Source organism: Bradyrhizobium aeschynomenes (assembly GCF_013178945.1).
GTDB lineage: Bacteria > Pseudomonadota > Alphaproteobacteria > Rhizobiales > Xanthobacteraceae > Bradyrhizobium > Bradyrhizobium aeschynomenes.
Window position 1 is genome coordinate 231346 of the sequence record NZ_JABFDM010000006.1, and the last position, 26785, is coordinate 258130.

Genomic DNA, 26785 nt, shown 5'->3' on the forward strand with positions numbered 1-26785 from the left:
GCGAAAGCGGGTGATCCAGTACTCACCGGCACCTGTGATCAGCCGAGCCGCCGCGGCGTACTGGATTCCCCGCCTTCGCGGGGAATGACGGCGGAGGGTGCGTTGGCAGATCGACTCACACGAGCATCAATGCGCCTCTCTCCTCGCGTCATTCCGGGGCGCGCGAGAGCGCGAGCCCGGAATCCATAGCCACAGGCGGTCATAGGACGCGAGATTGATGTGGCGCTAGTCTTCAAGACAACGCCCGCTCGTGGATATGGATTCCGGGCTCATCGCTGCGCGATGCCCCGGAATGACGGGCCGATGGATGCTACGGCTCGACGATCCGCTCGTCCGGTTGCCGGAACAACAAACACGCATCGCCATACGAATAGAAGCGGTAGCCGCTCTCGATCGCATGTTTGTACGCCGCCTGCATCGTCTCCAACCCGGCGAAGGCCGAGACCAGCATGAAGAGGGTCGAGCGCGGCAGATGGAAGTTGGTCATCAGGATGTCGACCGCGCGGAAGCGATAGCCGGGCGTGATGAAGATCGCGGTCTCCGCCTCGAACGGCGCGATGGTGCCGTCGGGCTGCGCCGCGCTCTCGAGAAGCCGCAGCGACGTGGTGCCGACGGCGACGATGCGGCCGCCTTGGGCGCGGGCATCGTTCAGCGCAGCGGCGGTGTCCGGCGTGAGGCTTCCCCACTCCGCATGCATGCGGTGGCCTTCGGTGTCCTCGACCTTCACCGGAAGAAACGTGCCGGCCCCGACATGCAGCGTCACGCGCTGCAGCCCGACACCGCGCTCGCGCAGGCGCCGCTCCAGCGTCGGCGTGAAATGCAGCCCGGCCGTGGGCGCAGCCACGGCGCCCTCCCTGGCCGCGAACATCGTCTGATAGTCGGCGGCGTCCTGCTCATCGGCGGGGCGCTTGCCGGCGATGTAGGGCGGCAGCGGCGGGCGGCCGAGATCGGCGATCGCCTGGTCGAGCGCCGGCCCGTGAAATACGAAGGAGAGCGTCACCTCGCCCTCCTCGCCCTTGGCCTCGACGAGGGCATCGAGATGGCCGAGCAGGCAGACCTTGCCCTCGTTGCCGAACCGGATCGTATCCCCCGGCGCGAGCTTCTTGGCGGGCCGCACCAGCGCCTGCCAGCGCGAGCCGTCGAGCCGTTTGATCAAGGTCGCCTCGATCTTCGCCTCGGTCTCGCGGCTGATGCGGCGGCCGGAAAGCTGGGCCGCGATCACCTTGGTGTCGTTGACGACGAGTTGGTCGCCGGGCTCGAGCCAGTCCGGCAGATCGCCGACGGTGCGGTCGCGCAGCACGCCGTCGCCCTGCACCACGAGCATGCGCGCGGATTCGCGCGGGTTCGCCGGGCGGAGCGCGATGTTCTCGGGGGGGAGATGGAAATCGAACAGGTCGGTGCGCATCGTCGTTCTGGAACGACCATCGGCCCCTCATCCTGAGGAGCGTGCGTAGCACGCGTCTCGAAGGATGAGGCCCGACTGTGGCCTCATGGTTCGAGACGCGTGCTGCGCACGCTCCTCACCATGAGGGTTGAGCGCCGTAGCCGGCGCTGCACATGAGACCATGAACACGCCGAGAGGCGGGTTCATGGAGAGCGTCTCGAAGTTTACGCGGCGTCGGCGGCCATGTAGGCCTTGACGATCTTGTCGGGATTCTGGACCGGCTCGCCGCGCTTGATCTTGTCGACGTTCTCCATGCCGTCGGTGACCTTGCCCCAGACCGTGTACTGCTTGTCCAGGAAGCGGGCGTCGTCGAAGCAGATGAAGAACTGGCTGTCGCCGGAATCCGGGTTGGCGGCGCGGGCCATCGAGGCGGTGCCGCGGACGTGCGGCTCGGCGTTGAACTCGGCCTTCAGCTTCTTGCCGGAGCCGCCGGTGCCGGTGCCCTGCGGGCAGCCGGTCTGGGCCATGAAGCCGTCGATCACGCGGTGGAAGACGATGCCGTCATAGAAGCCCTCGCGGACAAGCTCCTTGATGCGCGCGACATGGCCGGGGGCGAGATCGGGACGCATCTCGATGGTGACGGGGCCCTGGGTGGTCTCGAGGATCAAGGTATTTTCGGTCACAGCCATGCTGGTCTCTCGGTTCTGGTTGGAATTGATGAGGGGCAGGACAACGGACAGTTCGGGGTCTGAAATGTCGCGGCGCCTTCTCATGTGCGGCCGCCACCCTCCTGACGGCCCTCCGAGCACAACGGGGCCCGGGCGATGCGGGTCCAGATTAGACCCAACGCGCTTAAAGCTGAAGCCGCCCGTCCTGTCGATGCAACGGGCGATGCGTGGCAAAAGGTTCCTTAAGGCCTAGGGAACCCGGACGTGAGTCCGGGTGCCCCCGCCCTTCGAGCCTACTTGATATCGGAGGCGACCTGGACCTTGACCATCTTGTCCGGGTCGGTGACGGCGCCGCCTGCCGAGCCCGGAGGCGCTTTCTTCAGCTTGTCGACCACGTCCATGCCCTGCACGACCTCGCCGATCACGGTGTACTGGCCGTTGAGGAAGGAGGCATCGCCGAAGCAGATGAAGAACTGCGAGTTGGCGGAATCGACGCTGTCGCCGCGTCGCGCCATGCCGACGGTGCCGCGCTTGAACGGCGTCTGGGAAAACTCCTGCTTCAGGTTCGGATATTTCGAGCCGCCGGTGCCGTTGAAGTTCTGGCCGTCGCCGGTCTGCGCCATGAAGCCGTCCATGACGCGATGGAACGGCACGTTGTTGTAGAAGCCTTCGCGCGCCAGCGTCTTCAGCCGTTCGGCGTGCTGCGGCGCCAGGTCCGTGCGCAGCTTGATAACGATGCGGCCCTTGGTGGTGTCGATGACCAGCGCATTCTGCTTGTCGAGTCCGGCGGGCAGCGATTGCGCCAGCGCGGGCAGCGCGAACACGAGAGCGAAGACGAAGGCGAGAGCGCGGATCATGGCAACTCCGAAATCAGGATGAGAGGAAACGCTCGAGAAGGCCGTCCGGCACAGGGAGCTGCCGGACTCCGGAACGTCAGGCAAACTTGGCTTTCAGGGGAGCCACCACCGACGACGGGACGAAATGCGAGATCTCGCCACCCATCGCAGCGATCTGCCGCACGAGGCTGGCGGTAATCGGGCGGACCGGCACGGACGCTGGCACGAACACCGTCTGGATCGCCGGTGCCATGGTCTGGTTCATGCCCGCCAATTGCATCTCGTAGTCGAGATCGGTGCCGTCGCGCAGGCCGCGGATCATCATGATCGCACCGGCCTTCGCAGCGGCCGTGACCGTCAGATTGTCATAGGTCGAAGCATCGAAGGCACAGCCGGCGGCGGCCGCGATTGGGCCGAACACCTCGTGAGCCATTGCCAGCCGCTCCTCGGTCGAGAACAGCGGCTTCTTGCCGTGATGCACCCCGACCGCGACGATAAGCTTGTCGCAGAGGTGAACGGCCTGCCGGACCACGTCGAGATGGCCGTTGGTGACGGGATCGAACGAGCCCGGATAGAGCGCAATGCGTTGCATGCGCCCGTCCTATACCGCCCGGAACAGGCGGGCAAGCCGCCGCCGCCCGGACTAGCGCGGCTGTGACGGCCACAGCAGCCTTTTTGCGCTGCGACGACGCCCGCCGGAACTACAGCCCCTTACCGCGATTGTTTCCTCGGAACCTCGGCCACGAAACAGACGGCCGGTGGCACGAAACCAAATCGTTCGTGGCGCGAAAGCGTCTCGAAACCGGGGCCGGTTAATAAATCCTTAACGAACGACGGGCCGAACGGCCCAACCACAGGGGACCGTCATGATCAAAGCGCTTTCTGCCGTCGCCGCAGCCGGCCTCGTGGCTGCCGCCCTCACCGTCGTGCCCGGTCTTGCTCCCGAGGTGAACGCCAGCGTGCCGCAGCCGCTGGCCAAGGGTGATCGCCTGGACTTCCGCCCGATCGGCCGCGACTGCTCGCAGCAGGCCTGGCCGAACTTCGAAGCCTCCTGCCTGCGCAGCGCCGGAACGAAGACGACGATCCGGGAGGCCCGCATCGTCGGTGTCGATCGGACGCAATGAAAGATAGCGAGTAGCGAGTAGGTGAGATCCGATTCGTCCTCCCCTATTCGTCATTCGCCTCTTCATTCGCCATTGCCGCCCTCAGTCCCATTCCCGCCATTGCCATTCTCCGTCTCCTCACCGATGTGCTCGACAGAGACGACGTGCTCGTCGTCGGCGGTGTTGAACACGATGACGCCCTGAGTGGAACGGCCGGCAATGCGGATGCCGTCGACCGGACAACGGATCAGCTGGCCCTTGTCGGTCACGAGCATGATCTGGTCGCCGTCCTCGACCGGGAATGACGCGACCAGCTTGCCGTTCCGGTTGTTGACCGACATCGCGACGATGCCTTTGCCGCCGCGGCCGGTGGTGCGGTACTCGTAGGACGAGGTGCGCTTGCCGTAGCCGTTGACGGACACGGTCAGCACCACCTGCTCCTGCGCCGACATCTCGACGTAGCGCTCCTGCGACAGCTGGATGGAGCCGGCGGCCGCCTCCTCGCTTTCGCTCTCGACCGGCTCCTCGGCCGTCGTCTCACCTGCCATGGCACGACGCATCTTCAAATACGCCGTGCGCTCGTCGGATGTGGTCTCGACATGGCGCAGGATCGACAGCGAGATCACCTTGTCGGCCTCGGCCAGCGCGATGCCGCGCACGCCCATCGAGGTGCGCCCCGTGAACACGCGCACGTCGGTGACCGGGAAGCGGATGCACTGGCCGCCGGAGGCCGTGAGCAGCACGTCGTCCCGCTCGGTGCAGATCTGCACGTTGACGATCTCCTCGCCCTCGTCGAGCTTCATCGCGATGATGCCGGAGCGCCTGACGTCGACGAAGTCCGACAGCTTGTTGCGCCGGACGTTGCCGCCCGTGGTGGCGAACATCACATCGAGATTGGCCCAGGAGGATTCATCCTCCGGAAGCGGCATGATGGTGGTGATGCGCTCGCCCTGCTCCAGCGGCAGGATGTTGATCAGCGCCTTGCCGCGCGCGTTGGGAGCTGCCATCGGCAGCCGCCACACCTTCTCCTTGTAGACCTGGCCGCGCGACGAGAAGAACAGCACCGGCGTGTGCGTGGAGGCCACGAACAGCCGGCTGACGAAATCCTCCTCGCGGGTCTGCATGCCCGAGCGGCCCTTGCCGCCACGGCGCTGCGCCCGATAGGCCGACAGCGGCACGCGCTTGGTATAGCCGGCGTGGGACACGGTCACGACCATGTCCTCGCGCTGGATCAGGTCCTCGTCCTCGACCTCGCCTTCCTGCTCGGCGATCAGGGTCCGGCGGGGGGTGCCGAACTCGGCCTTGATGGCGGTCAGCTCGTCCTTGATGATTCCCTGCACCCGCGCCCGCGAGCGCAGGATGTCGAGATAGTCGTTGATCTCGATCTTGAGCTTGTCGAGCTCGTCGGAAATCTCCTCGCGGCCGAGCGCGGTCAGGCGCTGCAGACGCAGGTCGAGGATCGCCTTGGCCTGCTCGAACGACAGCCGGATCGTACCGTCCTCGGCCAGGCGGTGGCGCGGATCGTCGATCAGCGTGATGATGGCTTCGACGTCGCGCGCCGGCCAGTCGCGCGACATCAGCGCCTCGCGCGCGGTCGCGGGATCGGGCGAGGTCCTGATCACCCGGATGACCTCGTCGATATTGGCCACGGCCACCGCGAGGCCGACCAAGATGTGGGCGCGGTCACGCGCCTTGTTCAGCAGATACTTGGTCCTGCGCGTGACGACACGCTCGCGGAACGCGACGAAGATCGTCAGCAGGTCCTTCAAGGTCATCGTCTGCGGGCGGCCGCCGTCCAGTGCCAGCATGTTGGCCGCGAAGCTCGTTTGCAGCGGCGTGAACTTGTAGAGCTGGTTGAGCACGACGTCCGGCACGGCGTCGCGCTTCAGCTCGACGACGACGCGGTAGCCCTCGCGGTCGCTCTCGTCGCGCAGGTCGGAGACGCCTTCGATCTTCTTCTCGCGCACCAGCTCGGCGATGCGCTCGACCATGGTGGCCTTGTTCACCTGGTAGGGAATCTCGGAGATGATGATCGCCTCGCGATCCCGACGGATCGTGTCGATCGTCACCTTGCCGCGCATCATGATCGAGCCGCGGCCGAGTTGATAGGCCGAGCGGATGCCGGCGCGGCCCAGGATGATGCCGCCGGTTGGAAAATCCGGCCCCGGGATGATGTTGATGAGATCATCGATCGTGAGCGCAGGATTGTCGATCAGCGCGATGCAGGCATCGATCACCTCGCCGAGATTGTGCGGCGGGATGTTGGTGGCCATGCCGACCGCGATGCCGCCGGCGCCGTTGACGAGCAGGTTCGGGAACTTGGCCGGAAGAACCGACGGTTCCTTGTCGGAATTGTCGTAGTTGGCCTGGAAGTCGACGGTGTCCTTGTCGATGTCGTCGAGCAGCGGGATCGCCGACTTGGCAAGCTTGGCTTCGGTGTATCGATACGCCGCCGGCGGGTCGCCATCGACGGAGCCGAAATTGCCCTGGCCGTCGATCAACGGCACCCGCATCGAGAAGTCCTGCGCCATGCGCACCATGGCGTCGTAGATCGACTGGTCGCCATGCGGATGGTATTTACCGATGACGTCACCGACCACGCGCGCGGACTTGACGTATTTCTTGTCGGGCGTGTGCCCCTGCTCGTACATCGAGTACAGGATGCGCCGGTGCACGGGCTTCAGGCCGTCGCGCGCATCGGGCAGCGCTCGCGACACGATCACGCTCATCGCGTAATCGAGGTAGGAGCGTTTCATCTCGTCGAGGATGGAAACGGGACGAATGTCGGAAGGTCCGCCCGGCTCGCCGGGCTTCTCATCTTCTTTATCGGACAAAGGGGATACCGGTCGGTTCTGACACGCGAAAATCGCTTGGAATCATATAGCCCAGGAGCGTGCCGCAGGCCACCCCCAAGGCGATCCGAAGCGCGCTTTTTCTGCTCGCCTTTCCAGTCACTTAACCGAACGGCACAGCCGCTAGGCGCACGCGGCGGCAGCCCTGTTGCTAGACCCCGAAGACCACCCTGTGCATGATCCGTCCCGGCAGCAGCGTGAACAGTCCGGCAATCACCAGCGCGCCGGAAAACAGCATGATCATGGCCCGGCGATGCGCCGCCACCCGATGGCGGTGTGCGGCCCATATCGCGAGCGGCAGCATGGCCAGCGTGTAGAGCGACAGCAGGTGGATCGGGCTGAATGGACCGACCAGCCGGATGGTGTGAATCCAGAACGAGCTGACCGCCACCGCGGCCATGAGGGCAACCCAGATCCAGCCGATCGTTCGATGCGGCAAGGTGCCCTTCGGCGCGGCGAACTGAACCACCCCCAGCGCGAATGCCGTCATCGCCGCAAGGGCATGCAGAACGACGGCGGGCTCGGCGTCGAGCAACGGTGCGAAGCTCATGATCACCCCCATCACCCCCGGTGGCCAGCGGCCGGGCGTCACGAAGGCCGCGCTGACGTCGCTCCCGATCGCGCCAGCAAACACGGCTCTTCGCTGCGACTCGCCGTTTCGCGCCTCCCGCACAACGACCAGCAGGACATCGGCCTGGCGTGATCGCGCGCGGGGGTCACATCACTCCGGCTGCCGTCCCGGACGGGACGGAAGCCGTCTCACGTCGCCCATGAATACGCGTGCGCCTCAGAACGGAATGTCGTCGTCCATGTCGCTGTTGCTGCGTCCGCCACCGCCGGCCGAAGCGACCGCGCGGCGCGGCGGCGCCATCGACGGTCCGCTGCTGCCGAAATCGCCGCCACCCATGTCGTCGGAGAAGCTGCCGCCGCCCCCGCCGCCGCGGCCGTCGAGCATCGTCAGGGTGGAGTTGAAGCCCTGCAGAACCACCTCGGTCGAATACTTCTCGACGCCGCTCTGATCGGTCCATTTGCGGGTCTGCAGCGCGCCCTCGATGTAAACCTTGGCGCCCTTCTTCAGATACTGCTCGGCGACCTTGCAGAGACCTTCATTGAAGATCACCACGCGGTGCCACTCGGTCTTCTCCTTGCGCTCGCCCGTCCCTTTGTCGCGCCACGTTTCCGACGTCGCGATGCTCAGATTGGCGATCGGCCGACCGTCCTGCGTGCGCCGGATCTCCGGGTCTTTCCCGAGATTGCCGACCAGAATCACCTTGTTCACGCTACCCGCCATCACACTCTCCCGCGGTTTTCAGATCACCGGACCGGTCGTCTCCACCGGCCTGTCCGGCACAAGGTGGCTAACCTTCCTCTCGCGCCGGACCCTATACGGTTGCCGCGCGAGCCACCCGATTTCTCGCTGCTTATCCACATATAGCACTTTGGGCGCGATTGTTCCAGTTTTGTTCGCAATCTTATGCCCACAACCAGGCGGCGAGTTCCATGGAACCCGAGGGAACCCAACGGAACCCAAAGTTCCCGAAATGGAACCCGATAAAAGTTCCCTCAATCACGAAAAAGCGATTAACTTTCATTAAGTTAGCTCGCCTCACATCCTCCCCGCCTGTGGCTTTTGGGAGACGGTATCCAGGGTTGAATCGCGTATATTTGCGGATGGATTGAGGCCGCCAAGGCGGTCGCGCCACCTCACAGAAGTGCGCCTCCGGGGACGAATGTCGGGGCGCCCAACGCGGGAGACTTGGGATGAAAAGAATTTTTCTTGGAGCTGTCAGCTTGATGGTTTTGGGGGCGCTGACGCCGGCGGGAGCCGCCGATCTCGCCGCCCGCCCGTACACGAAGGCCCCGGTGATGGCGCCGGCTCCGCTTCCGACATGGGCCGGCTTCTATCTCGGTCTGCAGGGCGGTGGCGGCTGGGGCCGCAGCGATGAGACCTTCTTCGGCGCGCCGAACGCGGTCGGCTTTGCCGGCACGCAGCGCTATGACATCAACGGCGGCTTCGCCGGTGGCGTGATCGGCTACAATTGGCAGGTCAATAACGTCGTGTTCGGTCTCGAAGGCGACTACCACTGGGCTGACATCGACGGCCGCTCGGGCGTGATCAACGCCGGCGTGGGTGACACCTACTTCACCAAGCTGCGCGGCTTCGGCGACATCAAGGGCCGGCTCGGTTGGGCTGCCGGTCCTGCGCTGTTCTTCGTCAGCGGCGGTGCCGCCGTCGGCGATCTGCAGCACCGCTACGATGGCGTTCCCGGCAACTCGTTCGTGACCAACGACTGGCGTTGGGGTTGGACGATCGGCGCCGGTGCCGAGTACATGTTCGCTCAGAACTGGTCGGCCAAGGTCGAGTACAACTACCTCGACTTCGGAAAGAGCTCGATCCAGTACTCGCCGGTCGCGACCAACCGCTCGGAGTGGAACGACACCATCCACACCGTCAAGGCTGGCATCTCCTACCACTTCGGTGGTCCGGGCGTGTCCCGCTACTGATTGCACGCGAAGCGCGAATATGTCGAAAGGCCGGCCTCGCGCCGGCCTTTTTTTGCGTGCCGAAACCGGCACTTGCTGGGCCGCTGTGTCGTTTGGGTGACGGCTTTTTACCACGGAAGGGTCTATCAAGACGGCGCGGGTGGGCGTTGGTGAGAGCGTGCGTGCGGGCGTCGGACTTGGTTTGGGGAATGCGATGAGAAGGCTGTTGCTGGGGGCGACAACTTCGCTGGCGCTGGGGATTGCGCCGGCCATCGCTGCCGACTTGCCCGCGCGCACCTTCACCAAGGCGCCCGCGATGATCACGACGATCTACGATTGGAGCGGCTTTTATCTCGGCCTGAACGCCGGTGGCGGCTCGGCACGCACCTGCTGGACCAACAATGTGGCGTTCGGCGGGGTCGCGGCGACCAATGCCGAAGGCTGCCATGATGCGGCCGGTGCACTGGCCGGCGGCCAGATCGGCTATCGCTGGCAGACCGGCAGCTGGGTGTTCGGCGTCGAAGGCCAGGGCAACTGGGCCAACCTCAAGGGCAGCAACACCAGCCAGCTGGCTCCGGCCGTGACCAACCAGACCAAGGTCAACGGCGTCGGCCTGCTCACTGGCCAGATCGGCTATGCCTGGAACAACGTGCTCTGGTACGTGAAGGGCGGCGCCGCGGTCGCAAACGAAAAGTACAACGGTCTCACAACCGCGACTGGGGCGACATTCGACCAATCGAGCGCCACGAGGTGGGGCGCCACGGTGGGCACCGGTGTCGAAGTCGGCTTTGGCAAGAACTGGTCGGTCGGCGCCGAGTACGAGCACATCTTCATGGGCAACAAGGCCCTGAACTTCTCAGGCGTTCCGGCCGGTGCGGCGACCCGGACCGATACGGTCGGCCAGGACGTCGACATGGCCACGGTCCGCGTCAACTACCGCTGGGGCGGCCCGGTCGTCTCCAAGCACTGACCTCCGGATCACCGATCTCGTCCTCTCTTCCAATTGATGCTCGGGCGCGCGCATTTGCCTTGGCGCGCAGGTGTGGCCTTCGGCGCGAAGCTCGAAGTCCGGCGACAAACGAACAGGCATGACTCCCTGCCACCACGGATTGGTCGGCGCCGCGTGATTTACATCTGCTTAAGCACGATCGACACATCTCGCCCTTCCCGGCCCGCCCGTCTCAGTTTTTAGAAATCAGTCTCTCCTACAACCAGCGACAGGCCACAATCGGGCCGGATCGGAGGGATCCGGCGACAGCCATTCTGGGACTGGGGAGAGACACATGGACAAGACCACTCTGATCACGACTGCGGGCGTCGCATTGCTGGGGCTGGCCCCGGCATCGGCCGCCGACTTTGCTGCGCGCCCCTATGGCAAGGCGCCGCCGCCGGCCTATGTCACGCCGCTGCCGAGCTGGGCCGGGTTCTATCTCGGCGTCAACGGCGGCGCCGATTGGAGCCGCAATTGCTGGACGCTGAACAACATCGGCGGCGTGCCCGTCGCTCCGACGCAGTCCGAGGGCTGCCACAATGCGAGCAGCGGCCTGATCGGCGGTCAGGTCGGCTACCGCTGGCAGGCCGCCAGCTGGGTGTTCGGCTTGGAAGCTCAGGGCAACTGGACCGATCTCAAATCATCGAACGCCAGCACGGCCGCACTGGCAGCCGGAATCACCAACACCACCAAGACCGACGCCATCGGCCTGTTCACCGGCCAGGTCGGCTACGCCTGGGGCAACGTGCTCTGGTACGTGAAGGGCGGTGCGGCGGTCACGCACAACAAGTACACCGGCACCGCCAACGCCGCCGCTCCCTTCCCCGTCGGCACGCTGCTGGACTCCGCCAGCGAGACCCGCTGGGGCGGCACCGTCGGCACCGGCGTCGAGTTCGGCTTTGCGCCGAACTGGTCGGTCGCGGTCGAGTACGACCACCTCTTCATGGGCTCGCGTGACATCAGCTTCCCGGCCACGGCAACCGTGAACTCACGCGTCGACACCATCAAGCAGGACATCGACATGGCCACGGTCCGCGTGAACTACCGATTCGGCGCTCCGGTCACGCGCTACTGACGCTGAAGACGTCTCATCCGACGGGATTGGAAAAGGCCGGCGACCACGCCGGCCTTTTTCGTGTCCAGAGCTCGGCACCGAAACGGCCGTTTTGTGTTAAATATTTGATTTATCACGCTTTTTCATCGTTGTGGCGCACGCGTTACAGCATCTCCGGGACGCCCCGTGTATGAACGTTTCCATCGCTTGTCATTCCAACTCCCGGGGGAGAATTTGATGAAGAAGTTGCTTGTGATCACGACGGCCCTCGTCGGCATCGCAACCGCCACGTCCGCTTCGGCGGCCGACATGGCTGCCCGCCCGTACACGAAGGCGCCCCCGATGATGGTCGCCATCAACGACTGGAGCGGCTTCTACCTTGGCATCAACGGCGGCTATGGCACGAGCCGCAATTGCTGGACGCTCGTGAATGGCCCCGCCGAGGGCTGCCACAACGCCACCGGCGGCACGATCGGCGGCCAGTTCGGCTATCGCTGGCAGATGGGCTCTGTCGTGTTCGGGCTCGAGGCGCAGGGCAACTGGGCTGACCTCACCGGCAACAACGTCAGCCCGGTGTTTGCGCCCGACCGCAACCGTACCAAGCTCAACGCCTTCGGCCTGTTCACCGGCCAGATCGGCTATTCCTTCGACAACGTCCTGCTCTACGCCAAGGGCGGCGCGGCCGTCACCGACACCAAGTACGAGATCTTTTCCGGCGTGATCAACAGCGTGCTGGCCACCACGACCGTGACCAAGTGGGGCGCGTCGGTCGGCGCCGGCGTCGAATACGCCTTCTCGCCGGGCTGGTCGGTCGGCTTCGAGTACGACCACCTGTTCATGGGCAACACGAACGTCCCGTTCCGCGGCGCGGTCTTCACCCAGACCGACAACATCAAGCAGGATGTCGACCTGTTCACGGCGCGGTTGAACTACCGGTTCGGCGGCCCGGTCGTCGCGAAGTATTGATCGGCCGTTATCAAGTTGTGTTTTCTGAAAGGCCGGCGCAAGCCGGCCTTTTTTTGTTGCCCGTACGACACCCCCGACGCATCGGTCACACCTGGAACCAAGCCATTGTGTGGCCTTATGTTTTGGGAACCGTCCCGTAAATGTCCGGTTTCGTCCCGAGTGTGGCTTCCGGGTGACGGCAATCCGCTAGGAACCCGGCTATAGGATGATCGTCAACTTGAACGGGTGAGTCTGTTTCGTGCGTAAGACTTTCGGTGCGACGCGGACTTCAAGGACTAAACTGGAGACAAGAATGAAGAAGATCCTGCTCGCGACCGTGGCCCTGGCCGCCCTGGCCGCTCCCGCTGCCGCCGCTGATCTCGCTGCGCGCCCGACCTACACCAAGGCCCCGGTTCTCGCGCCGGTCATGACCTGGACCGGTTTCTACATCGGTGCGATGGGTGGCTATGCCAACGAGGACGCCGACTTCGCCGCGATGAAGGGTGGCTTCGCAGGTGGCACCATCGGCTACAACTGGCAGCAGGGCGCTGTCGTGTTCGGCCTCGAGGCTGACGCTGCTTGGGCTGACATCTCCGCGTCGGCGACCGCGCTCGGCGTGACCGCCAACTCGAAGATCCGTGATTGGGGCACCGTTCGTGGCCGTCTCGGCTACGCCTTCGGCCCGACCCTGCTGTACGTCACCGGCGGTTACGCCTGGGCCGACAACCGCATCACCCTGTCGGCTCCTGGCATCAGCCTGTCGGACAGCAAGATCCACTCCGGCTGGACGGTCGGTGCCGGCGCAGAATGGATGTTCGCTCCGCAGTGGTCGCTCAAGGGCGAATACCTCTACAAGAGCTTCGGCGGTGAGAGCTACACCTTCACCGGTCTGGGCACTCTGGCCACCGGCACGCTCAACGTGCACTCGGGTCAGGTCGGCATCAACTACCACTTCTAAGATTTTCGCCTTCGGGCGGGATCTCGGCCTCCGGGCCAACGCACAAGGCCTCCGCTCCTCAAGAGCGGAGGCTTTTTCTTTGCCGCTTCTTCCCGCTGATTGCGCATTCTTCGCCGCGAGTCCGCCCGCTCGATCGCCGAACCGGTTCCGCTCCTGCCATTCGCTGCCATTCCTCGAGCGCATTGTTGATGATTCGCTGACGGCACTGGAAATCCAGCCCCGTTCTTCCTACGTTCCGACGATACCTTTCCCCCTCTGGCGTCCGATGGCCGGCTTCCGGCGAACGCGCCTGCAACGATGGCGCAGCCTTGCGCCGTGGGACGATCGTCATGGATGAAGTGCTCAAGGCCAAGCAGCGCGCGCAGGCCAATCAGTCGAGCCTGCGGGCCATCACCATCCGCGGCGCTCGCGAGCACAACCTCAAGAACATCGACGTCGAGATTCCGCGCGACAAGCTCGTCGTGTTCACCGGGCTGTCCGGCTCCGGCAAATCCTCGCTGGCGTTCGATACGATCTACGCCGAGGGCCAGCGCCGCTACGTCGAATCGCTGTCGGCCTATGCGCGCCAGTTCCTCGAGATGATGCAGAAGCCGGACGTCGACCAGATCGACGGCCTGTCGCCGGCGATCTCGATCGAGCAGAAGACCACCTCGAAGAATCCGCGCTCGACCGTCGGCACCGTCACCGAGATCTACGACTACATGCGCCTGCTGTGGGCGCGCGTCGGCGTGCCCTATTCGCCGGCGACCGGCCTGCCGATCGAGAGCCAGACCGTGTCGCAGATGGTCGACCGCGTGCTGGCGCTGCCCGAGGGCACGCGCCTGTATCTGCTGGCGCCGGTCGTGCGCGGCCGCAAGGGCGAATACAAGAAGGAGCTCGCCGAGTACCTCAAGAAGGGCTTTCAGCGCGTCAAGATCGACGGCACCTTTCACGAGCTTGCCGAGGCGCCCACGCTGGATAAAAAGTTTCCGCACGACATCGACGTCGTCGTCGACCGCATCGTGGTGCGCCCCGACATCGGCCAGCGCCTCGCCGAAAGCTTTGAGACCGCGCTGAAGCTCGCCGAGGGCCTCGCCGTAATCGAGTTCGCCGACACCCCTCCCTCGTCATCACCGGGCCGCGCCGAAGGCGCGAGACCCGGTGATCCATCCTCTTCGAAGGAGATGGATGGCCGGGTCAAGCCCGGCCATGACGAGAAGAAGAAGGTGGCCAAGATCCACGACAAGAGCGGGCCCGAGCGCATCCTGTTCTCGGAGAAGTTCGCCTGCCCGGTCTCCGGCTTCACCATTCCCGAGATCGAGCCGCGGCTGTTCTCGTTCAACAACCCCTATGGCGCCTGCCCGGAATGCGGCGGCCTGGGGGTCGAGCAGCATGTCGATGCCGACCTCGTCATTCCCGACAAGGACGTCACCCTGCGCAAGGGCGCGATCGCGCCCTGGGCCAAGTCGTCGTCGCCCTATTATTTGCAGACGCTGACCGCGCTCGGCAAGTTCTACAAGTTCACCTTGGACACCAAGTGGAAGGACCTGCCGAAGAAGACGCAGAACGCGCTGCTGCACGGCTCCGGCGACGACGAGATCAAGTTCACCTATGAGGACGGCCTCCGCTCCTACGACACCAAGAAGCCGTTCGGGGGCGTGATCACCAACATCGAGCGCCGCTTCCGCGAGACCGAGAGCGAGTGGGCGCGCGAGGAGCTCGGCAAATATTTCAACGACGTGCCCTGCGCCGGCTGCAAGGGTTTCCGGCTGAAGCCCGAGGCGCTGTGCGTCAAGGTCGGCGGCAAGCATATCGGCGAGATCTCCGATCTCAGCGTCAAGGCGGCCGGCGAATGGTTCGCCGAGGTGCCGGCACAGCTCAACGCGCAGCAGACCGAGATCGCGACCCGCATCCTCAAGGAGATCCGCGACCGCCTCACCTTCCTGCTCGACGTCGGCCTGAACTACCTGACCCTCGCCCGCTCCTCCGGCACCCTGTCCGGCGGCGAGAGCCAGCGCATCCGCCTGGCCTCGCAGATCGGCTCGGGCCTGACCGGCGTGCTCTACGTGCTCGACGAGCCGTCGATCGGCCTGCACCAACGCGACAACTCCCGCCTGCTCGACACCTTGAAGCGGCTGCGCGACCTCGGCAACACCGTGATCGTCGTCGAGCATGACGAGGACGCCATTCGGCTCGCCGACTACGTGCTCGACATCGGCCCCGGCGCCGGCACCCATGGCGGCCATATCGTCGCCGAGGGCACGCCGGCCGAGATCATGCGCAATCCGAAATCGCTGACCGGCAAATATCTCACCGGCGAGCTCGAGGTCGAGGTGCCGGAGCGGCGGCCGCCGAACCATCGCCGTACCATCAAGGTCGTCAACGCCCGCGGCAACAATCTCAAGAACGTCTCGGCGGAGATTCCGCTCGGCCTGTTCACGGCCATCACCGGCGTCTCCGGCGGCGGCAAGTCGACCTTGCTGATCGATACGCTCTACAAGGCGATCGCGCGCAAGCTCAACGGCGCCAACGAGGCGGCCGCGCCGCACGACCGCATCGAGGGCCTGGAGCATATCGACAAGATCATCGACATCGACCAGTCGCCGATCGGCCGCACCCCGCGCTCCAACCCCGCGACCTATACCGGCGCCTTCACGCCGATCCGCGAATGGTTCGCCGGCCTTCCCGAATCCAAGGCGCGCGGCTACGAGCCGGGCCGGTTCTCCTTCAACGTCAAGGGCGGCCGCTGCGAGGCGTGCCAGGGCGACGGCGTCATCAAGATCGAGATGCACTTTTTGCCCGACGTCTACGTCACCTGCGACGTCTGCAAGGGCAAGCGCTACAACCGCGAGACGCTCGACGTGCTGTTCAAGGGCAAGTCGATCGCCGACGTGCTCGACATGACCGTCGAGGAGGCCGCCGAGTTCTTCAAGGCGGTGCCGCGCGTGCGCGACACCTTCGAGACCCTGCGCCGCGTCGGCCTCGACTACATCCATGTCGGTCAGCAGGCCACCACGCTGTCGGGCGGCGAGGCGCAGCGCGTCAAGCTCGCCAAGGAGCTGTCGAAGCGCGCCACCGGCCGCACGCTCTACATCCTGGACGAGCCCACCACGGGCCTGCACTTTCACGACGTCAAGAAGCTGCTGGAGGTGCTGCACGAGCTGGTCGCGCAGGGCAATTCGGTCGTGGTCATCGAGCACAATCTCGAGGTCATCAAGACCGCCGACTGGGTGATCGACTTAGGCCCCGAAGGCGGCGACGGCGGCGGCGAGATCGTCGCCTGGGGCCCGCCCGAGGACATCGTCAAGGCGCCGCGCAGCTACACGGGCCAGTTCTTGAAGCCGGTACTGGAGAAATCAGCCAAGCCGAAGAAGCGCGGTCGTGGGGCAGCGAGCGAGGCGGCGGAGTAGCATCGTGGCCCGGCCGCGACTCTGAAGTGCGTCGTCGCTCCGCTGCGCGTAATGACGCTGAACTTGGCGACCCCGTCCATCAGAACGAAAGCCCGCCGCTCAGCCAAGAGCGACGGGCTCGATTGTGGTTCTACGAACTCAACTCACCAGCGGTAATACCCACTCCGCGTGCCGTTGTTGTTGCCCCACGGGCCGACGTCGCCCTGGGTCGAGCTCGGGGTCGGGTGGTTGGTGCCGTTGTAGCCGGCGCCCCATCCCGGGCCCGCATACGGGCCCGGCGCGACGGCGACGTAGCCTTCCTCATAGACCGGGCCCGGCGCCCAGGCGTACGAGTCGCGATAGGCATAGGTGCTGGTGACCTGGCCGCCATAGCCGTAGCCGCCCGGGCCGTACTCTCCGGCCGAGGCACCGACGGTGCCGGCCACCAGCGTGACGGCGGTCAGCGCGGCCAATCCAAACGTGCGTGTCATGAGCTTGCTCCCTTGTTCCCAATTCATCGGGGAACAAACACCATCGATGCGGCAGCGGTTCCGACGGTGCTCACAAGATTTGTGCGACACAACGCGGCGCTCACGTTCCCGCGATGACATGATCCAAGCCGCAATCGGCGTCAGCGGCCGTATGGCCTCAAACGACGAACCCGCCGCTCGTGTCGAGCGACGGGTTTGCTGAACTCACACCAACTCAAACTATCGTGTGACGGCATTCACCACTGCCGATAGACGCCTGTCAGCGTGCCGTTGTTGTTGCCGGACGGGCCGACATCGCCCTGGGTCGAGCCGGGGGTCGGATGATGGGTGCCGTTGTAGCCGCGGCTCCAGGTCACCGGCCCCGCCGCCGGACCCGGTGCGTAGGCCTGCGCGCCATAGACCGGCTCAGAGTCGTAGCCCTGTGCCGGCGGCACCCAGGCCATCGTGTCGCCGTAGCGGGCATAGCCCTGCGCCGACGCGGCGGCGGTGCCAATCACCAGGGTTGCTGCGGCCAGTGCAGCCATCTTGATCGTGCGTTGCATGGAAGTCTCCTTGCTTCTGTCGGGAGTCAACCACCGCAATGCAGCACCGTTCCTGCAACGCACGCTCACATCGATCGTGATGCAATCGTGATCCTGCCGGAGAGGGCAGCGCCTTGCAGACTTGCGAGGCGCAGTCCAGCAATCATCGGAACCAGAGATCGCCCGGGCTGCCGGACCGCTCACGCCGCGGCAGCAGCCGCGCGCGGACGCGCCACGCCTGTCTTGGTAATTCCCGGCAGCACCGGCGCCGTGGTGCCGGTCGCGTGCGGAAAGTACTGCAGCTGCATCGAATGCATATACCCCGCCTCCGCAGTCCAGGAATCGTTCGGCTCCGCGACGGGCGCGATCGTGAACGCATCCGGATTGCTCGGCGTGATCTGCGTATAGGTCGGGATGGTGCTGCTGAGCGCCTTCAGCGGCAAATAGATCGAGAAATAGTTGGTGTCCTTCAGCACCGGGCCTGGCGCCGCATAGGTGCCGAGAATGCTCTTCAGATTAGCCCAGCCCATCGGCACGATGTCGTTGCCGTTGACGGCGGCGTAGTACGTGTAGGACTTGGCGAACGTGGTCGCGAAGCCGGCGTTCCACATCGTCGGTGCGGCGAAGCTGTGCGGCCACAGCGTGAAGGTCATCGACGAATTCAGCTTCGGCAGCTGATCCTGCAGCCACGCCGTTGCGACGACGGCAAGCGCGCCGCCCAGGCTGTGCCCGGTCACCATCAATTGCAGATTTTGTTTGGCGGCAAGTCCGCGCAGATAGTCCAGCAGCGACAGGTCCGTCGTGGGGTCGGTCATCGCGATCGCCAGCGCCAGCGCATCGTTGATGCCGGCGCTGACCTGCTGCGGCGCTCCGGTCTGCTGCGGATACAGCCAGGGCACCAGAAAGAACGCATCGGCATCGGCCAGCACGTTCTCGAACGCGCCTGCGACCGAGCCATCGACATCGGTGCCGCGGAACGCCAGCGCGTAGCTGCCGTCATTGCCCTGCGCCACGTAAGCGAGCACGCCGTTGTTGACCGCCGGCCCCCAGCACAGCGACCACGGACCGTTCGCCGCCCCCGACGGCACAGCACTGAGCAGCTTGGTGAAATCGCCCGGCTGGACGGTGTCCAGCGCATCGTCGATATAGGCGAAGTAGGACAGATAGGCGGCAGCAACCTTGTTGAGGGCCATGTGAAATCTCTCTGCTCGCAAATGAGAAAATGAATCAAATTGTGCAGGCCGAGCGAACGCGGGCCCTGCATGCCATCAGCATAGCCGCGGCGCATCCGGCGTGCACATCACAACCTGTTCAATCTCAAGTTATCTTCGTCGACCGCCCGGCGCGGACCGGACGCCGGCCTCATCACGTTGCGCCGTGCTCGTGCCGTTGCTATGGCGCATGCTGTCGTAACAACACGCCCCCGTCGTCCCGCCCACCGTTTCAGGTCCGATGCCCTATTCTCTCGTCATCTTCGATCTCGACGGTACCTTGGCCGACAGCCTTCCCTGGTTTCGGCGCAACGTGAACACGGTGGCGGCGCGCTATCGCTTCCGCCCCGTCGTCGACGAGGACGTCGAGCTGCTGCGCCATTCCTCGACCGCCGAGGTGCTGAACCATCTCGGCGTCTCGCGCTGGAAGCTGCCGCTGATCGCGCGGCACATCCGCCGCCTCAAGACCGAGCAGGCCGCCAGCATTCCACTGTTCGCCGGGGTCGAGGCCATGCTGGCGACACTGGCAGCGGCGGACATCCGCCTGGCGCTGGTGTCGTCGGACACCGAGGCCAATGCGCGCCAGAAGCTCGGAGCGTCGGCGCAGCTGTTCACCGCTTTCGACTGCTCGGCGTCGCTGTACGGCAAGGCGAAGAAGTTCAAGCGCGTCGTCAAGCGCATCGGCGCCAACCCGGCCGAGGTGATTGCGATCGGCGACGAGACCCGCGACATCGAAGCGGCGCGCACCGCCGGCATCGCGTTCGGCGCCGTGACGTGGGGCTATGCCGCGGAGAAGGCGCTGCGCGACCGGCAGCCGGAGCTGGTGTTCACGCGGATGGAGGAGATCGTGGAGCGGCTGGTGGTGACCCAGGCCGCCGCCTCGTAGCCGGGATGGGCGCAGCGATATCCGGGTTCATCGCTGATGTCGGAGCAGCACCCGGATGTCGTTCACGCTCATCCGGGCTACGCCAACGCCTCACCGCCGCAGGAACGCGCCGAACGCGCGTGGGCCGTTGCCGACCTTGATCTCGCTTGTCACCTTCAACGCGGCCACGTCGATGACGCTCAGGATGTTGCTCTCCCAATTGGCGACGATGATCCGCTGGCCGTCCGCGGTCGCCTCGATGCCTTCGGGATAGTCGCCGACATTGATGCGCTTGAGCGGCTGCAGGCTCGCGATGTCGAACACGCTCACCGTTCCGTCATACTGGTCGGTCACGAAGCCCCGGCCCTGCGCCAGCGCGACGGCATAGGGCCGCAGGCCGGTCTTGATGCGACCGATTTCACGGCCATCGGCGAGATCGATCACCGAGACGTCGTTCGAGCCGACATTGGCGGTGTAGGCGCGCCGGCCCTCGGCATCGATGGTGATGCCGAACGGCCGCGTGCCCACCTTGATGGTCTTGAGCCGCTGCCGGGTCGCGGTGTCGATCACCGACACCATGTCATCGTCACGATCGGCCGACAGCAGCAGCTTGCCGTCTTGTGTCACCGCGAGCCCCGAGGGCGAGGCGCCGACAGCGATGCTGCCGGTCACCGCGCGGGCTTTCGCATCGATCACGCGGATCGCGGCATTGTACCAGTCGGCAACATAGACCGTCGCGCCATCCGGCGTCACGGCGATGCCGAGCGGCCCACCGCCGACGTCGATACGTCCGACCACCTTGCGCGCGACGGCGTCGAGGACGCTGACGGATTTATCGTCGGGGCTCGCCACGTAGGCGAAGCGCCCGTCCGCGGCGACGGCCACGCCCGCCGGCTTGCCGCCGATCGGAATGGTGGCGACGGGCTTCGAGGTGGCGAGGTCGACGATCGTTAGATCATCGCTGAGCTGATTGGTGACGAAGGCTTCCTCGGCGTGGGCGGTGATGGCGATGCAGGCGAGGAAAGAACCGACTAAAAGAACTCGATACCAGACCGCGCGAATTTGAAAGCTGCCGAAGTGACCCTGGTCCTTATCTCTGCGCGGCTGCGTGGGCGCGACGAATTGCGCGCGCACTGATTGCACCGTCAGATCCGATCCGGATGAAAGGATGCGGGTCTCCCCACGTACACTCCCCGTGCGGCTGCCCCTCACCCCAACCCTCTCCCCGTAAGAACGGGGAGAGGGAGCGCAGCGCGCGCTGAGCCACATGAGCGATCCCTCAACCGCAATCCTTAGCTCCCGCTCTCCACCTTCTTCTTCAAGCCTTCCAGTCCGCCCTTATAGAGCCCGGTCACCGCGTTGACCGCGGCCTCGTCGCTCAGCTCCGGCGGCGGGTCGTTGTTCGGGAAGCCGCGGTAGAAGGCGCCGGTCCATTCGACCACGCTGCCCTTGCCGTCTGCGCTCGGCGTCACCGCGATCGTCGACGAGTAGTTCGTCACCGGCAGCACCTTCACGTCAACCGCGGTGATGCGGTACGAATAGCTCATCTTCTCGGCGTCGTATTTGTAGAGCTCCTCATCGACGGTGGCGCCGCCCTTCAGGGTCAGCTTGCGCGTGGCGCCGATCTCGTTGCCCTTGTCGCCTGCGGTCTTCTCGACCGGACCGAGCCAGCTCATGTCCTGAAAGTTGCCGATCACGGCCCACACCTTGGCGGGTGCGGCATTGATCTCGACATGCTCCTGCACCTTGCGCCGGGTCGGACCATGCGCTTCCGCCGTGGTCAGAGCCGTGATTGTCAGGGCCGTTGCGATCGCGAGCGCCGCCGTCACGGCCGGCGCCTTGCCGAACACCATCCTCATGTCGTTTCCTCAACCAGTCTCATTGGCCCGCGCATCCGGCGCGGGCAGCACCATATTTGCACCGCACCGGATTGTTGCAACAAAAAAGACCGTGTCGTGGCGGTCGTGGCCGCCTCAATTCGCGCCGCAGCAGCGCTTGTATTTCTGGCCGGAACCGCAGGGACACGGATCGTTGCGGCCGATCTTGCCGAATGACGCGAACGGATTGGGCTGCTCGGTGAAGGCGGGTGCGCCGGGCACGGTCGCGCCGCTGCGACGATGACGGTTCAAGGTCAGCACGGCGTCGCGGATGTCAGCCGGCGCCGCGCGGTCGAGCTGGGGATTGGCGACGCGATCGCCGTTTTCGTCCAGCGCCAGCTCGATCGCCACCGTCAGCATCAGCGCCGCCTCGCCGACGTCACCGTCGACCTGCCGATAGGCGGCGAACCGCGCGCCACGCAGGTCCACCGCCGCAGCAAAGCCGTCGATCCACAGCTCCCAGATCACGTCGCCGTTCACGGGATCGACCGGAAAGCGCGGCTGATACAGCTCCGGCTCGCGCGTCAGCGTCCGTGCGATCTCGTCGTAGTATGCCATCACCAGATCGAGCACCGCGTTGGCATGGTCGATGCTCGCGAACACCGAGCGCTTCCCCTTGCCGAACCCGAACGCCGCCGCGAACCATTCGCCGGGTGGGACCTGCTCGGGCAGAACCAGCAGACCGGCGATGAAGCCGTCGAGCTCCTCCAGCACCATGGCCCGGTCATCGAGCGCGAGCAGCGCCTGCTCGAGCTCGGCGTGAGAATTGGCGCGCTCCGGCATCTGCAACCCTGCTCTTCCCTGCCCGCGTCGCGACCTGATTTGCCCGACGCCCACGCCGCGACATCGCCGTTTGACACCAAAACAGGCCCGCGCGCAAAATCTAAATTTCGACAAGGGATCAGCGGCATCACCCCTGTCCAGTCGTGCCGCGAAAAATATTCCGCTTTCGTCTTTGCAGAATTTCGGTTTTCCTGTCGCCGTCCTGCTCTCACGAGAGGGGCGCTTCGCGGTCGTCACGGGCGTGGAGGGCGGGATGCGATGGACGTCACGGACCCGGTGCTTTTGCGCAGACGACGGGTTTTGGGGCGGACGGCGAAATCGTGTGGTCCTGACCTCCCGACGCTGAGGTCAAGTGGGTGTCGATGTCTTCAGGGCGTCACGCCGATGACGGTGGCCAGAAAGCCCGGTGCACCGAGGAGAGCGCGTATAAGTCGTAAACCGTCGCGCAGGGAAGGCCGGTTGCTCGGCCAATCCTGTGGTTCCTACCGCCTGCATTTTTTTCGCAGGCGGGCCATGGGTGCGGCCTGCACCCGGCCTTCCCTGCGCCCTCTCACTTCCGGAGGGCGACATGAATGGCAAAGCTCGGATGCAGAGGCATCGCGAGACCGGTGCTTCATGCCAACTTATTGCGCGACACCACAGCCCCACACTCCCCTGTCATCGCCCGGCTTGACCGGGCGATCGAGTATTCCAGAGGCGGTCGTTGTTGACCGATGGGCCGCGCCGAAATGGATCGCCCGGTCAAGCCGGGCGATGACAGCTGTGATTGTCGTCCCGAGCGGCGCAAAGCCACGCAGACGACCAGAGCGCTCGTGCCCTCACTCCGCGAGCACGCCCTGCACGAACCCATCAGGATCGGTGCAGAACTCGCGCAGCGCCTTGAAATGATCCGTGTCCTGCACCCGCACGGGCTCAAGACCATTCTTGCTCAGGCGCAACAGCGTCGCGCCAGGATAGGCCATCAGCACCGGCGAATGTGTCGCCATCAGCACCTGACAGTGCCCGGCCTCGTCCATCCGCCGCATCAGCTTCAGAAACTCGATCTGCCGCGCCGGCGACAGCGCCGATTCCGGCTCGTCGAAGATGTAAAGGCCCTGGCGCTGGCAGCGCTCCTCGAAGAAGCGCAGGAAGCCTTCGCCGTGCGAATGCGACAGGAAGTCGGGCGGCGGCCCGCCGAGCGGATCGTCAAGCGCAGCCTCGTCGAGATACCGCGCCACCGAGAAGAAGCTTTCGGCACGGAAGAACCAGCCTTGCGTGATCCTGGGCAGCCAGGCGGCGCGGAAGGCCTTGCCGAGCGCGCCACCCATGCGCTCCACCGCGCGGGCGTGATTCACCGGCATGTATCCCTTGCCGCCGCCGGCCTCGTCATAGCCTGCGAGCGCCGCGATGCCTTCGAGCAACGTCGACTTCCCGGTGCCGTTCTCGCCGACAATGATGGTGATCGCGCTGGTGAAGCTCAGCTCGAAGTCGTCGCGGAGAAACGGCAGGCAGAACGGATAGGCGGTCCGGTCATCGACCTTTGCCGGATCGAGCCACAGCCGCTTCAGATAGGGTGCGCGCAGCCGGATCTCACGCTGCTTCCTCGCCATGCCGTCTACACAACCTCAGTGACCTCACGGGCAATCTCGCACATCAAGGCGCCGCCCGCCACCACGGCCATCGATCTATGCCACGACCTCCAGCACCAGCTCCATGGTCATCAGCACCGGATTGTCACCGCGCACCAGACGGCCCTGCGCCAGCGCTCCGGTGTAGTCGACCAGCGCGACGTCGAGCGTGGCTTGGAGACCGTCGGCGCTGGGCGCGATCGCGCCCGACGTGATGGTCAGTTCGGTCGCGAACGGCTCGACGACGCCGCCGTCGTCGAAGCGCGCGCCGATGGTCGAACCGACGCCGCCGCGGATGCGGACCTCACGGACGCCCTGCGCCTTGCAGAACGCTTCGAGGCAGCCGGCGAAATCCTGGTTCGGCCGCAGCCGCAGCGCGAAGGCGCGGCGATCCGTCGTCGCGCCGCGCGGTACGGCAGGAACCGGTCCGAACAGCTTGAAGCCGGTCTCGGGATCAGGCTCGGCCGCGAAGATCGCCCCATCGACGCCAAACGCCGCGACCTCGAACGGCTCGGCGACGACGGTTTCCTCCGGCAGGATGTGCCCGCCTCCAGCGCGGCCGCCCGCCTCCGTCCACAGCGCGTGGCAATGGAAGAATGGCGCGCCGTCGCGCATGCCGAGCGTCATCGTCGCGGTCGAGAGCCGCGTCACGCCGGCGGGACGATAGGTCTCGCTGTAGAACGCGGCGTGATCCGCGGTCTTCGACAGCGCCGGCATCACATAGGCGAACGGTCCGAGCGCACCGCCTTTGATCTCGAGTACGCCGCCGGCAAATCCGTGCGCCGCAAAGCCGCGGCGCGCAGCCTCCAGCAGCGGCTGCCCTTGCTCCATGGTGAACGTGAAAGCGCGGCCGCGCGCCTCGACCCATTGGATTCGCTCGGCGACCGGCAAGCCGGGTTGCGTGATCGATCTCATCGACTTTCAACCCTGCTTGGTGAGGTCGAGCAGGCCGCGCGCCTCGAGCTCGTCGCGCACCAAGCGCTTCGGGATCTTGCCATAGCCCGACTTCGGCAAGGCATCCCAGAAAAAGAAACGCTTCGGCATCTTGTAGCGCGGCAGCTTGGTGGCGAGATAGCCGGCGATGGCGCTTTCGCTCGGTGCCGCCGCGCCGTCGCGCGCCACGCAGACGGCGACGCCGACCTCACCCCACACCGGATCGGGCACGCCGAGCACGGCGACCTCGCCGATATCCGGATGGGTCAGGATCTTTTCCTCGACCTCGCGCGGGTAGATGTTGGAGCCGCCGGAGATGTACATGTCGGACGCGCGGCCGGTGATGTAGACGAAGCCCTGCGCGTCCATGTGACCGAGATCGCCGGTGCGGAACCAGCCGTCGCGGAATGCCTTCGCATTGGCTTCGGGATTGTCGTAGTAGCCCGCGAACACCGCCGGCCCGATGACGCAGATCTCGCCGGTCTCGCCCGAGTTCAGCTCGCGGCCTTGATCGTCCTGGATCGAGACCTGCATGCCCGTGCGCTCATAGCCGCAGCTGCCGATCCGCGCGTCGGGTCCGTCCTCCTCCTCATGCGCGGCGGCCGGCAGCACGGTGATGTTGCCGGTGACCTCGCCGAGCCCGAAATACTGCACGATGACCTTGCCGAGCCGCGCCAGCGCGCGCTTCTGGTCCTCGCGGTACATCGGTGCACCGGCATAAATGACGTGGCGCAGCGAGGAATGATCGAACTGCTCGACCGCAGGATGCTCGACCATCATCTTCAGGATCGTCGGCACGGTGAACAGATTGCTGACGCGATGCCTCTCGATCAGCCGGAAGGCCTCGGCGATATCGAACTTCTCGCTCGGCAGCAGCACGGTCTTGGCGCCGCGCGCGCTCTGCATCAGCTGGTGCACGCCCGCGCCATGCGACAGCGGCGCAACCACCAGCGACGCGTCGTGCTCGGTCGTGCCCGGCGTCAGGTCGGCGAGATGGTTGGTGATGACGAAGGCCATCTGGCCATGGGTGAGCACTGCAGCTTTCGAGCGGCCCGTCGTGCCGGAGGTGAAGAAGAACCAGCAGGGATCGTCGTGCTCCACCGCTGCGTTCGCGACGTCCGCCCCCGCATGCGCCTTCATCACCTCGGCGACCGAGCGGGTGCCGAGATCGCCACTCTCGCCGACGCGCCAGGTCAATGCTGCCGTCGTCACCGCCGCGGCATGCTCGGGAAAATCGCCATGGCAGAGAAACGCCTTTGCTCCCGAGGCGGTGGCGAGATAGGCGACCTCGTCCGGCATCAGGCGGAAATTGGTGGGCACCCAGACCGCGCCGAGCCGGAACGCGGCGAACATCGAGACGAACATCTCCTCGCAATTCTTGGAATGCACCAGGATGCGGTCGCCCTTGGCGATCCCTTGCGCGGCGAGCCCCGCAGCCAGCGCCGAGACCATCGCGTCGATCTCGCGCCAGGTCCACGAACGTTCCCCCCACACGAAGCCGATGCGGTCTGCGAGCCGACGGCCGTTCTGGGTCACGATATGCGCGAGGTTCATCACCCGCCGCGACATGCGCAGGGATCCGGTGGTCATCGAGGGGCCCTCGCTTGCTTGCAGCTGATGAACAAAACCATTGGCGGCGTCCCCTCGATCGATCCCGGGGCGATCTCGGCCGCCCTGCTCCGTGCCTGTTTATCGTGGTACCGCAAGCCGTCGCAAGATCACCCGGGCCATCGCACCCATGCAGCCGCCTCATTCGAACGAATGCAGGCGCCGTGCGACAAAACCCTGCCGGCCGCGCTGTCGTCCATCCCGAATTCCTGCATCCCCGGCGCACCGAATCTGATTTGAGGACAC

The 26785-nt window shown here is 65.3% G+C and carries 25 protein-coding genes; 9 read left to right on the top strand and 16 right to left on the bottom strand.

Annotated elements, in window-relative coordinates:
- Positions 1-310: 310 nt before the first annotated feature.
- The 4 genes from queA to coaD form a co-directional block, all read right to left on the bottom strand.
- A complete protein-coding gene (queA, locus tag HL666_RS19230) occupies positions 311-1405 on the bottom strand; it encodes a tRNA preQ1(34) S-adenosylmethionine ribosyltransferase-isomerase QueA (RefSeq protein ID WP_172182994.1) in 1095 nt (364 codons plus the stop codon).
- Positions 1406-1608: 203 nt separating this feature from the next.
- Positions 1609-2073 (bottom strand): peptidylprolyl isomerase, encoded by a 465-nt coding sequence (locus HL666_RS19235; protein WP_172108659.1) that lies wholly within the window; start codon positions 2071-2073, stop codon positions 1609-1611.
- Positions 2074-2345: 272 nt separating this feature from the next.
- Positions 2346-2909 carry a peptidylprolyl isomerase gene (locus HL666_RS19240; RefSeq protein ID WP_172182996.1) on the bottom strand — a complete coding sequence of 188 codons (564 nt, stop codon included), beginning with the start codon at positions 2907-2909 and terminating at the stop codon, positions 2346-2348.
- Between the two features lie 76 nt (positions 2910-2985).
- Entirely contained in the window at positions 2986-3480 is a 495-nt protein-coding gene (coaD, locus tag HL666_RS19245; protein ID WP_172108655.1) for a pantetheine-phosphate adenylyltransferase, read from the bottom strand.
- 274 nt (positions 3481-3754) lie between these two features.
- On the opposite strand from coaD, the gene HL666_RS19250 reads away from it, so the two are divergent.
- On the top strand, positions 3755-4012 hold the full coding sequence (locus HL666_RS19250; protein WP_172108653.1) for a hypothetical protein: 258 nt from the start codon (positions 3755-3757) through the stop codon (positions 4010-4012).
- A 62-nt stretch (positions 4013-4074) separates the two neighbouring features.
- Here HL666_RS19250 and gyrA read toward each other — a convergent pair whose 3' ends face one another.
- The 3 genes from gyrA to HL666_RS19265 all read right to left on the bottom strand — a co-directional run bounded on the left by gyrA (position 4075) and on the right by HL666_RS19265 (position 8134).
- Positions 4075-6825 carry a DNA gyrase subunit A gene (gene gyrA / locus HL666_RS19255; RefSeq protein ID WP_172182997.1) on the bottom strand — a complete coding sequence of 917 codons (2751 nt, stop codon included), beginning with the start codon at positions 6823-6825 and terminating at the stop codon, positions 4075-4077.
- A gap of 169 nt (positions 6826-6994) precedes the next feature.
- Positions 6995-7393 carry a DUF2306 domain-containing protein gene (locus HL666_RS19260; RefSeq protein WP_172109773.1) on the bottom strand — a complete coding sequence of 133 codons (399 nt, stop codon included), beginning with the start codon at positions 7391-7393 and terminating at the stop codon, positions 6995-6997.
- Positions 7394-7630: 237 nt separating this feature from the next.
- Positions 7631-8134 carry a single-stranded DNA-binding protein gene (locus HL666_RS19265; RefSeq protein ID WP_172133154.1) on the bottom strand — a complete coding sequence of 168 codons (504 nt, stop codon included), beginning with the start codon at positions 8132-8134 and terminating at the stop codon, positions 7631-7633.
- Between the two features lie 470 nt (positions 8135-8604).
- On the opposite strand from HL666_RS19265, the gene HL666_RS19270 reads away from it, so the two are divergent.
- From HL666_RS19270 to uvrA, 6 genes are all read left to right on the top strand, one after another.
- Entirely contained in the window at positions 8605-9348 is a 744-nt protein-coding gene (locus tag HL666_RS19270; protein WP_172108647.1) for an outer membrane protein, read from the top strand.
- Between the two features lie 193 nt (positions 9349-9541).
- Positions 9542-10297 (top strand): outer membrane protein, encoded by a 756-nt coding sequence (locus tag HL666_RS19275; protein WP_172108645.1) that lies wholly within the window; start codon positions 9542-9544, stop codon positions 10295-10297.
- 313 nt (positions 10298-10610) lie between these two features.
- Positions 10611-11393, top strand: a complete 783-nt coding sequence (locus HL666_RS19280; protein WP_172133156.1) for an outer membrane protein — start codon at positions 10611-10613, stop codon at positions 11391-11393.
- Positions 11394-11609: 216 nt separating this feature from the next.
- The gene (locus tag HL666_RS19285; protein WP_172108641.1) at positions 11610-12338 is read left to right on the top strand and encodes an outer membrane protein; all 729 of its coding nucleotides are present in this window, start codon (positions 11610-11612) and stop codon (positions 12336-12338) included.
- A gap of 292 nt (positions 12339-12630) precedes the next feature.
- Entirely contained in the window at positions 12631-13275 is a 645-nt protein-coding gene (locus tag HL666_RS19290; protein ID WP_172108639.1) for an outer membrane protein, read from the top strand.
- Positions 13276-13604: 329 nt separating this feature from the next.
- Positions 13605-16664 carry an excinuclease ABC subunit UvrA gene (uvrA, locus tag HL666_RS19295; RefSeq protein ID WP_172182999.1) on the top strand — a complete coding sequence of 1020 codons (3060 nt, stop codon included), beginning with the start codon at positions 13605-13607 and terminating at the stop codon, positions 16662-16664.
- Positions 16665-16807: 143 nt separating this feature from the next.
- Here uvrA and HL666_RS19300 read toward each other — a convergent pair whose 3' ends face one another.
- The 3 genes from HL666_RS19300 to HL666_RS19310 all read right to left on the bottom strand — a co-directional run bounded on the left by HL666_RS19300 (position 16808) and on the right by HL666_RS19310 (position 18848).
- Positions 16808-17134, bottom strand: coding sequence for a hypothetical protein (locus HL666_RS19300; RefSeq protein ID WP_172108635.1), 327 nt, complete (start codon positions 17132-17134; stop codon positions 16808-16810).
- A 236-nt stretch (positions 17135-17370) separates the two neighbouring features.
- Positions 17371-17676 carry a hypothetical protein gene (locus tag HL666_RS19305; protein ID WP_172108633.1) on the bottom strand — a complete coding sequence of 102 codons (306 nt, stop codon included), beginning with the start codon at positions 17674-17676 and terminating at the stop codon, positions 17371-17373.
- Between the two features lie 179 nt (positions 17677-17855).
- Positions 17856-18848 carry a lipase family protein gene (locus HL666_RS19310; protein WP_172108631.1) on the bottom strand — a complete coding sequence of 331 codons (993 nt, stop codon included), beginning with the start codon at positions 18846-18848 and terminating at the stop codon, positions 17856-17858.
- 259 nt (positions 18849-19107) lie between these two features.
- Between HL666_RS19310 and HL666_RS19315 the strand changes: the two genes are divergently transcribed.
- Positions 19108-19752, top strand: a complete 645-nt coding sequence (locus HL666_RS19315; RefSeq protein ID WP_172133158.1) for an HAD-IA family hydrolase — start codon at positions 19108-19110, stop codon at positions 19750-19752.
- Between the two features lie 90 nt (positions 19753-19842).
- Here the strand turns inward: HL666_RS19315 and HL666_RS19320 are convergent, their stop codons facing one another.
- The 6 genes from HL666_RS19320 to HL666_RS19345 form a co-directional block, all read right to left on the bottom strand.
- Complete coding sequence (locus tag HL666_RS19320; RefSeq protein ID WP_311976051.1) at positions 19843-20742, bottom strand: YVTN family beta-propeller repeat protein; 900 nt, start codon at positions 20740-20742, stop codon at positions 19843-19845.
- Between the two features lie 281 nt (positions 20743-21023).
- A complete protein-coding gene (locus tag HL666_RS19325; protein WP_172108627.1) occupies positions 21024-21590 on the bottom strand; it encodes an SRPBCC family protein in 567 nt (188 codons plus the stop codon).
- 114 nt (positions 21591-21704) lie between these two features.
- Positions 21705-22391, bottom strand: coding sequence for a YecA/YgfB family protein (locus tag HL666_RS19330; protein WP_172183001.1), 687 nt, complete (start codon positions 22389-22391; stop codon positions 21705-21707).
- Between the two features lie 818 nt (positions 22392-23209).
- A complete protein-coding gene (locus HL666_RS19335) occupies positions 23210-23980 on the bottom strand; it encodes an AAA family ATPase (RefSeq protein ID WP_172183003.1) in 771 nt (256 codons plus the stop codon).
- 75 nt (positions 23981-24055) lie between these two features.
- Positions 24056-24913, bottom strand: a complete 858-nt coding sequence (locus tag HL666_RS19340; protein WP_172183005.1) for a PCC domain-containing protein — start codon at positions 24911-24913, stop codon at positions 24056-24058.
- Between the two features lie 6 nt (positions 24914-24919).
- A complete protein-coding gene (locus tag HL666_RS19345) occupies positions 24920-26521 on the bottom strand; it encodes an acyl-CoA synthetase (RefSeq protein ID WP_172183007.1) in 1602 nt (533 codons plus the stop codon).
- Between the two features lie 18 nt (positions 26522-26539).
- Between HL666_RS19345 and HL666_RS19350 the strand changes: the two genes are divergently transcribed.
- Positions 26540-26779, top strand: coding sequence for a hypothetical protein (locus tag HL666_RS19350; protein ID WP_210261979.1), 240 nt, complete (start codon positions 26540-26542; stop codon positions 26777-26779).
- Positions 26780-26785 lie beyond the last annotated feature (6 nt).

Coding starts and splice junctions, on each gene's coding strand:
- queA (WP_172182994.1), bottom strand. CDS start 1,405: ATGCGCACCGACCTGTTCGATTTCCATCTCCCCCCCGAGAACATCGCG.
- HL666_RS19235 (WP_172108659.1), bottom strand. CDS start 2,073: ATGGCTGTGACCGAAAATACCTTGATCCTCGAGACCACCCAGGGCCCC.
- HL666_RS19240 (WP_172182996.1), bottom strand. CDS start 2,909: ATGATCCGCGCTCTCGCCTTCGTCTTCGCTCTCGTGTTCGCGCTGCCC.
- coaD (WP_172108655.1), bottom strand. CDS start 3,480: ATGCAACGCATTGCGCTCTATCCGGGCTCGTTCGATCCCGTCACCAAC.
- HL666_RS19250 (WP_172108653.1), top strand. CDS start 3,755: ATGATCAAAGCGCTTTCTGCCGTCGCCGCAGCCGGCCTCGTGGCTGCC.
- HL666_RS19260 (WP_172109773.1), bottom strand. CDS start 7,393: ATGAGCTTCGCACCGTTGCTCGACGCCGAGCCCGCCGTCGTTCTGCAT.
- HL666_RS19265 (WP_172133154.1), bottom strand. CDS start 8,134: ATGGCGGGTAGCGTGAACAAGGTGATTCTGGTCGGCAATCTCGGGAAA.
- HL666_RS19270 (WP_172108647.1), top strand. CDS start 8,605: ATGAAAAGAATTTTTCTTGGAGCTGTCAGCTTGATGGTTTTGGGGGCG.
- HL666_RS19275 (WP_172108645.1), top strand. CDS start 9,542: ATGAGAAGGCTGTTGCTGGGGGCGACAACTTCGCTGGCGCTGGGGATT.
- HL666_RS19280 (WP_172133156.1), top strand. CDS start 10,611: ATGGACAAGACCACTCTGATCACGACTGCGGGCGTCGCATTGCTGGGG.
- HL666_RS19285 (WP_172108641.1), top strand. CDS start 11,610: ATGAAGAAGTTGCTTGTGATCACGACGGCCCTCGTCGGCATCGCAACC.
- HL666_RS19290 (WP_172108639.1), top strand. CDS start 12,631: ATGAAGAAGATCCTGCTCGCGACCGTGGCCCTGGCCGCCCTGGCCGCT.
- uvrA (WP_172182999.1), top strand. CDS start 13,605: ATGGATGAAGTGCTCAAGGCCAAGCAGCGCGCGCAGGCCAATCAGTCG.
- HL666_RS19300 (WP_172108635.1), bottom strand. CDS start 17,134: ATGACACGCACGTTTGGATTGGCCGCGCTGACCGCCGTCACGCTGGTG.
- HL666_RS19305 (WP_172108633.1), bottom strand. CDS start 17,676: ATGCAACGCACGATCAAGATGGCTGCACTGGCCGCAGCAACCCTGGTG.
- HL666_RS19310 (WP_172108631.1), bottom strand. CDS start 18,848: ATGGCCCTCAACAAGGTTGCTGCCGCCTATCTGTCCTACTTCGCCTAT.
- HL666_RS19315 (WP_172133158.1), top strand. CDS start 19,108: ATGCCCTATTCTCTCGTCATCTTCGATCTCGACGGTACCTTGGCCGAC.
- HL666_RS19325 (WP_172108627.1), bottom strand. CDS start 21,590: ATGAGGATGGTGTTCGGCAAGGCGCCGGCCGTGACGGCGGCGCTCGCG.
- HL666_RS19330 (WP_172183001.1), bottom strand. CDS start 22,391: ATGCCGGAGCGCGCCAATTCTCACGCCGAGCTCGAGCAGGCGCTGCTC.
- HL666_RS19335 (WP_172183003.1), bottom strand. CDS start 23,980: ATGGCGAGGAAGCAGCGTGAGATCCGGCTGCGCGCACCCTATCTGAAG.
- HL666_RS19340 (WP_172183005.1), bottom strand. CDS start 24,913: ATGAGATCGATCACGCAACCCGGCTTGCCGGTCGCCGAGCGAATCCAA.
- HL666_RS19345 (WP_172183007.1), bottom strand. CDS start 26,521: ATGACCACCGGATCCCTGCGCATGTCGCGGCGGGTGATGAACCTCGCG.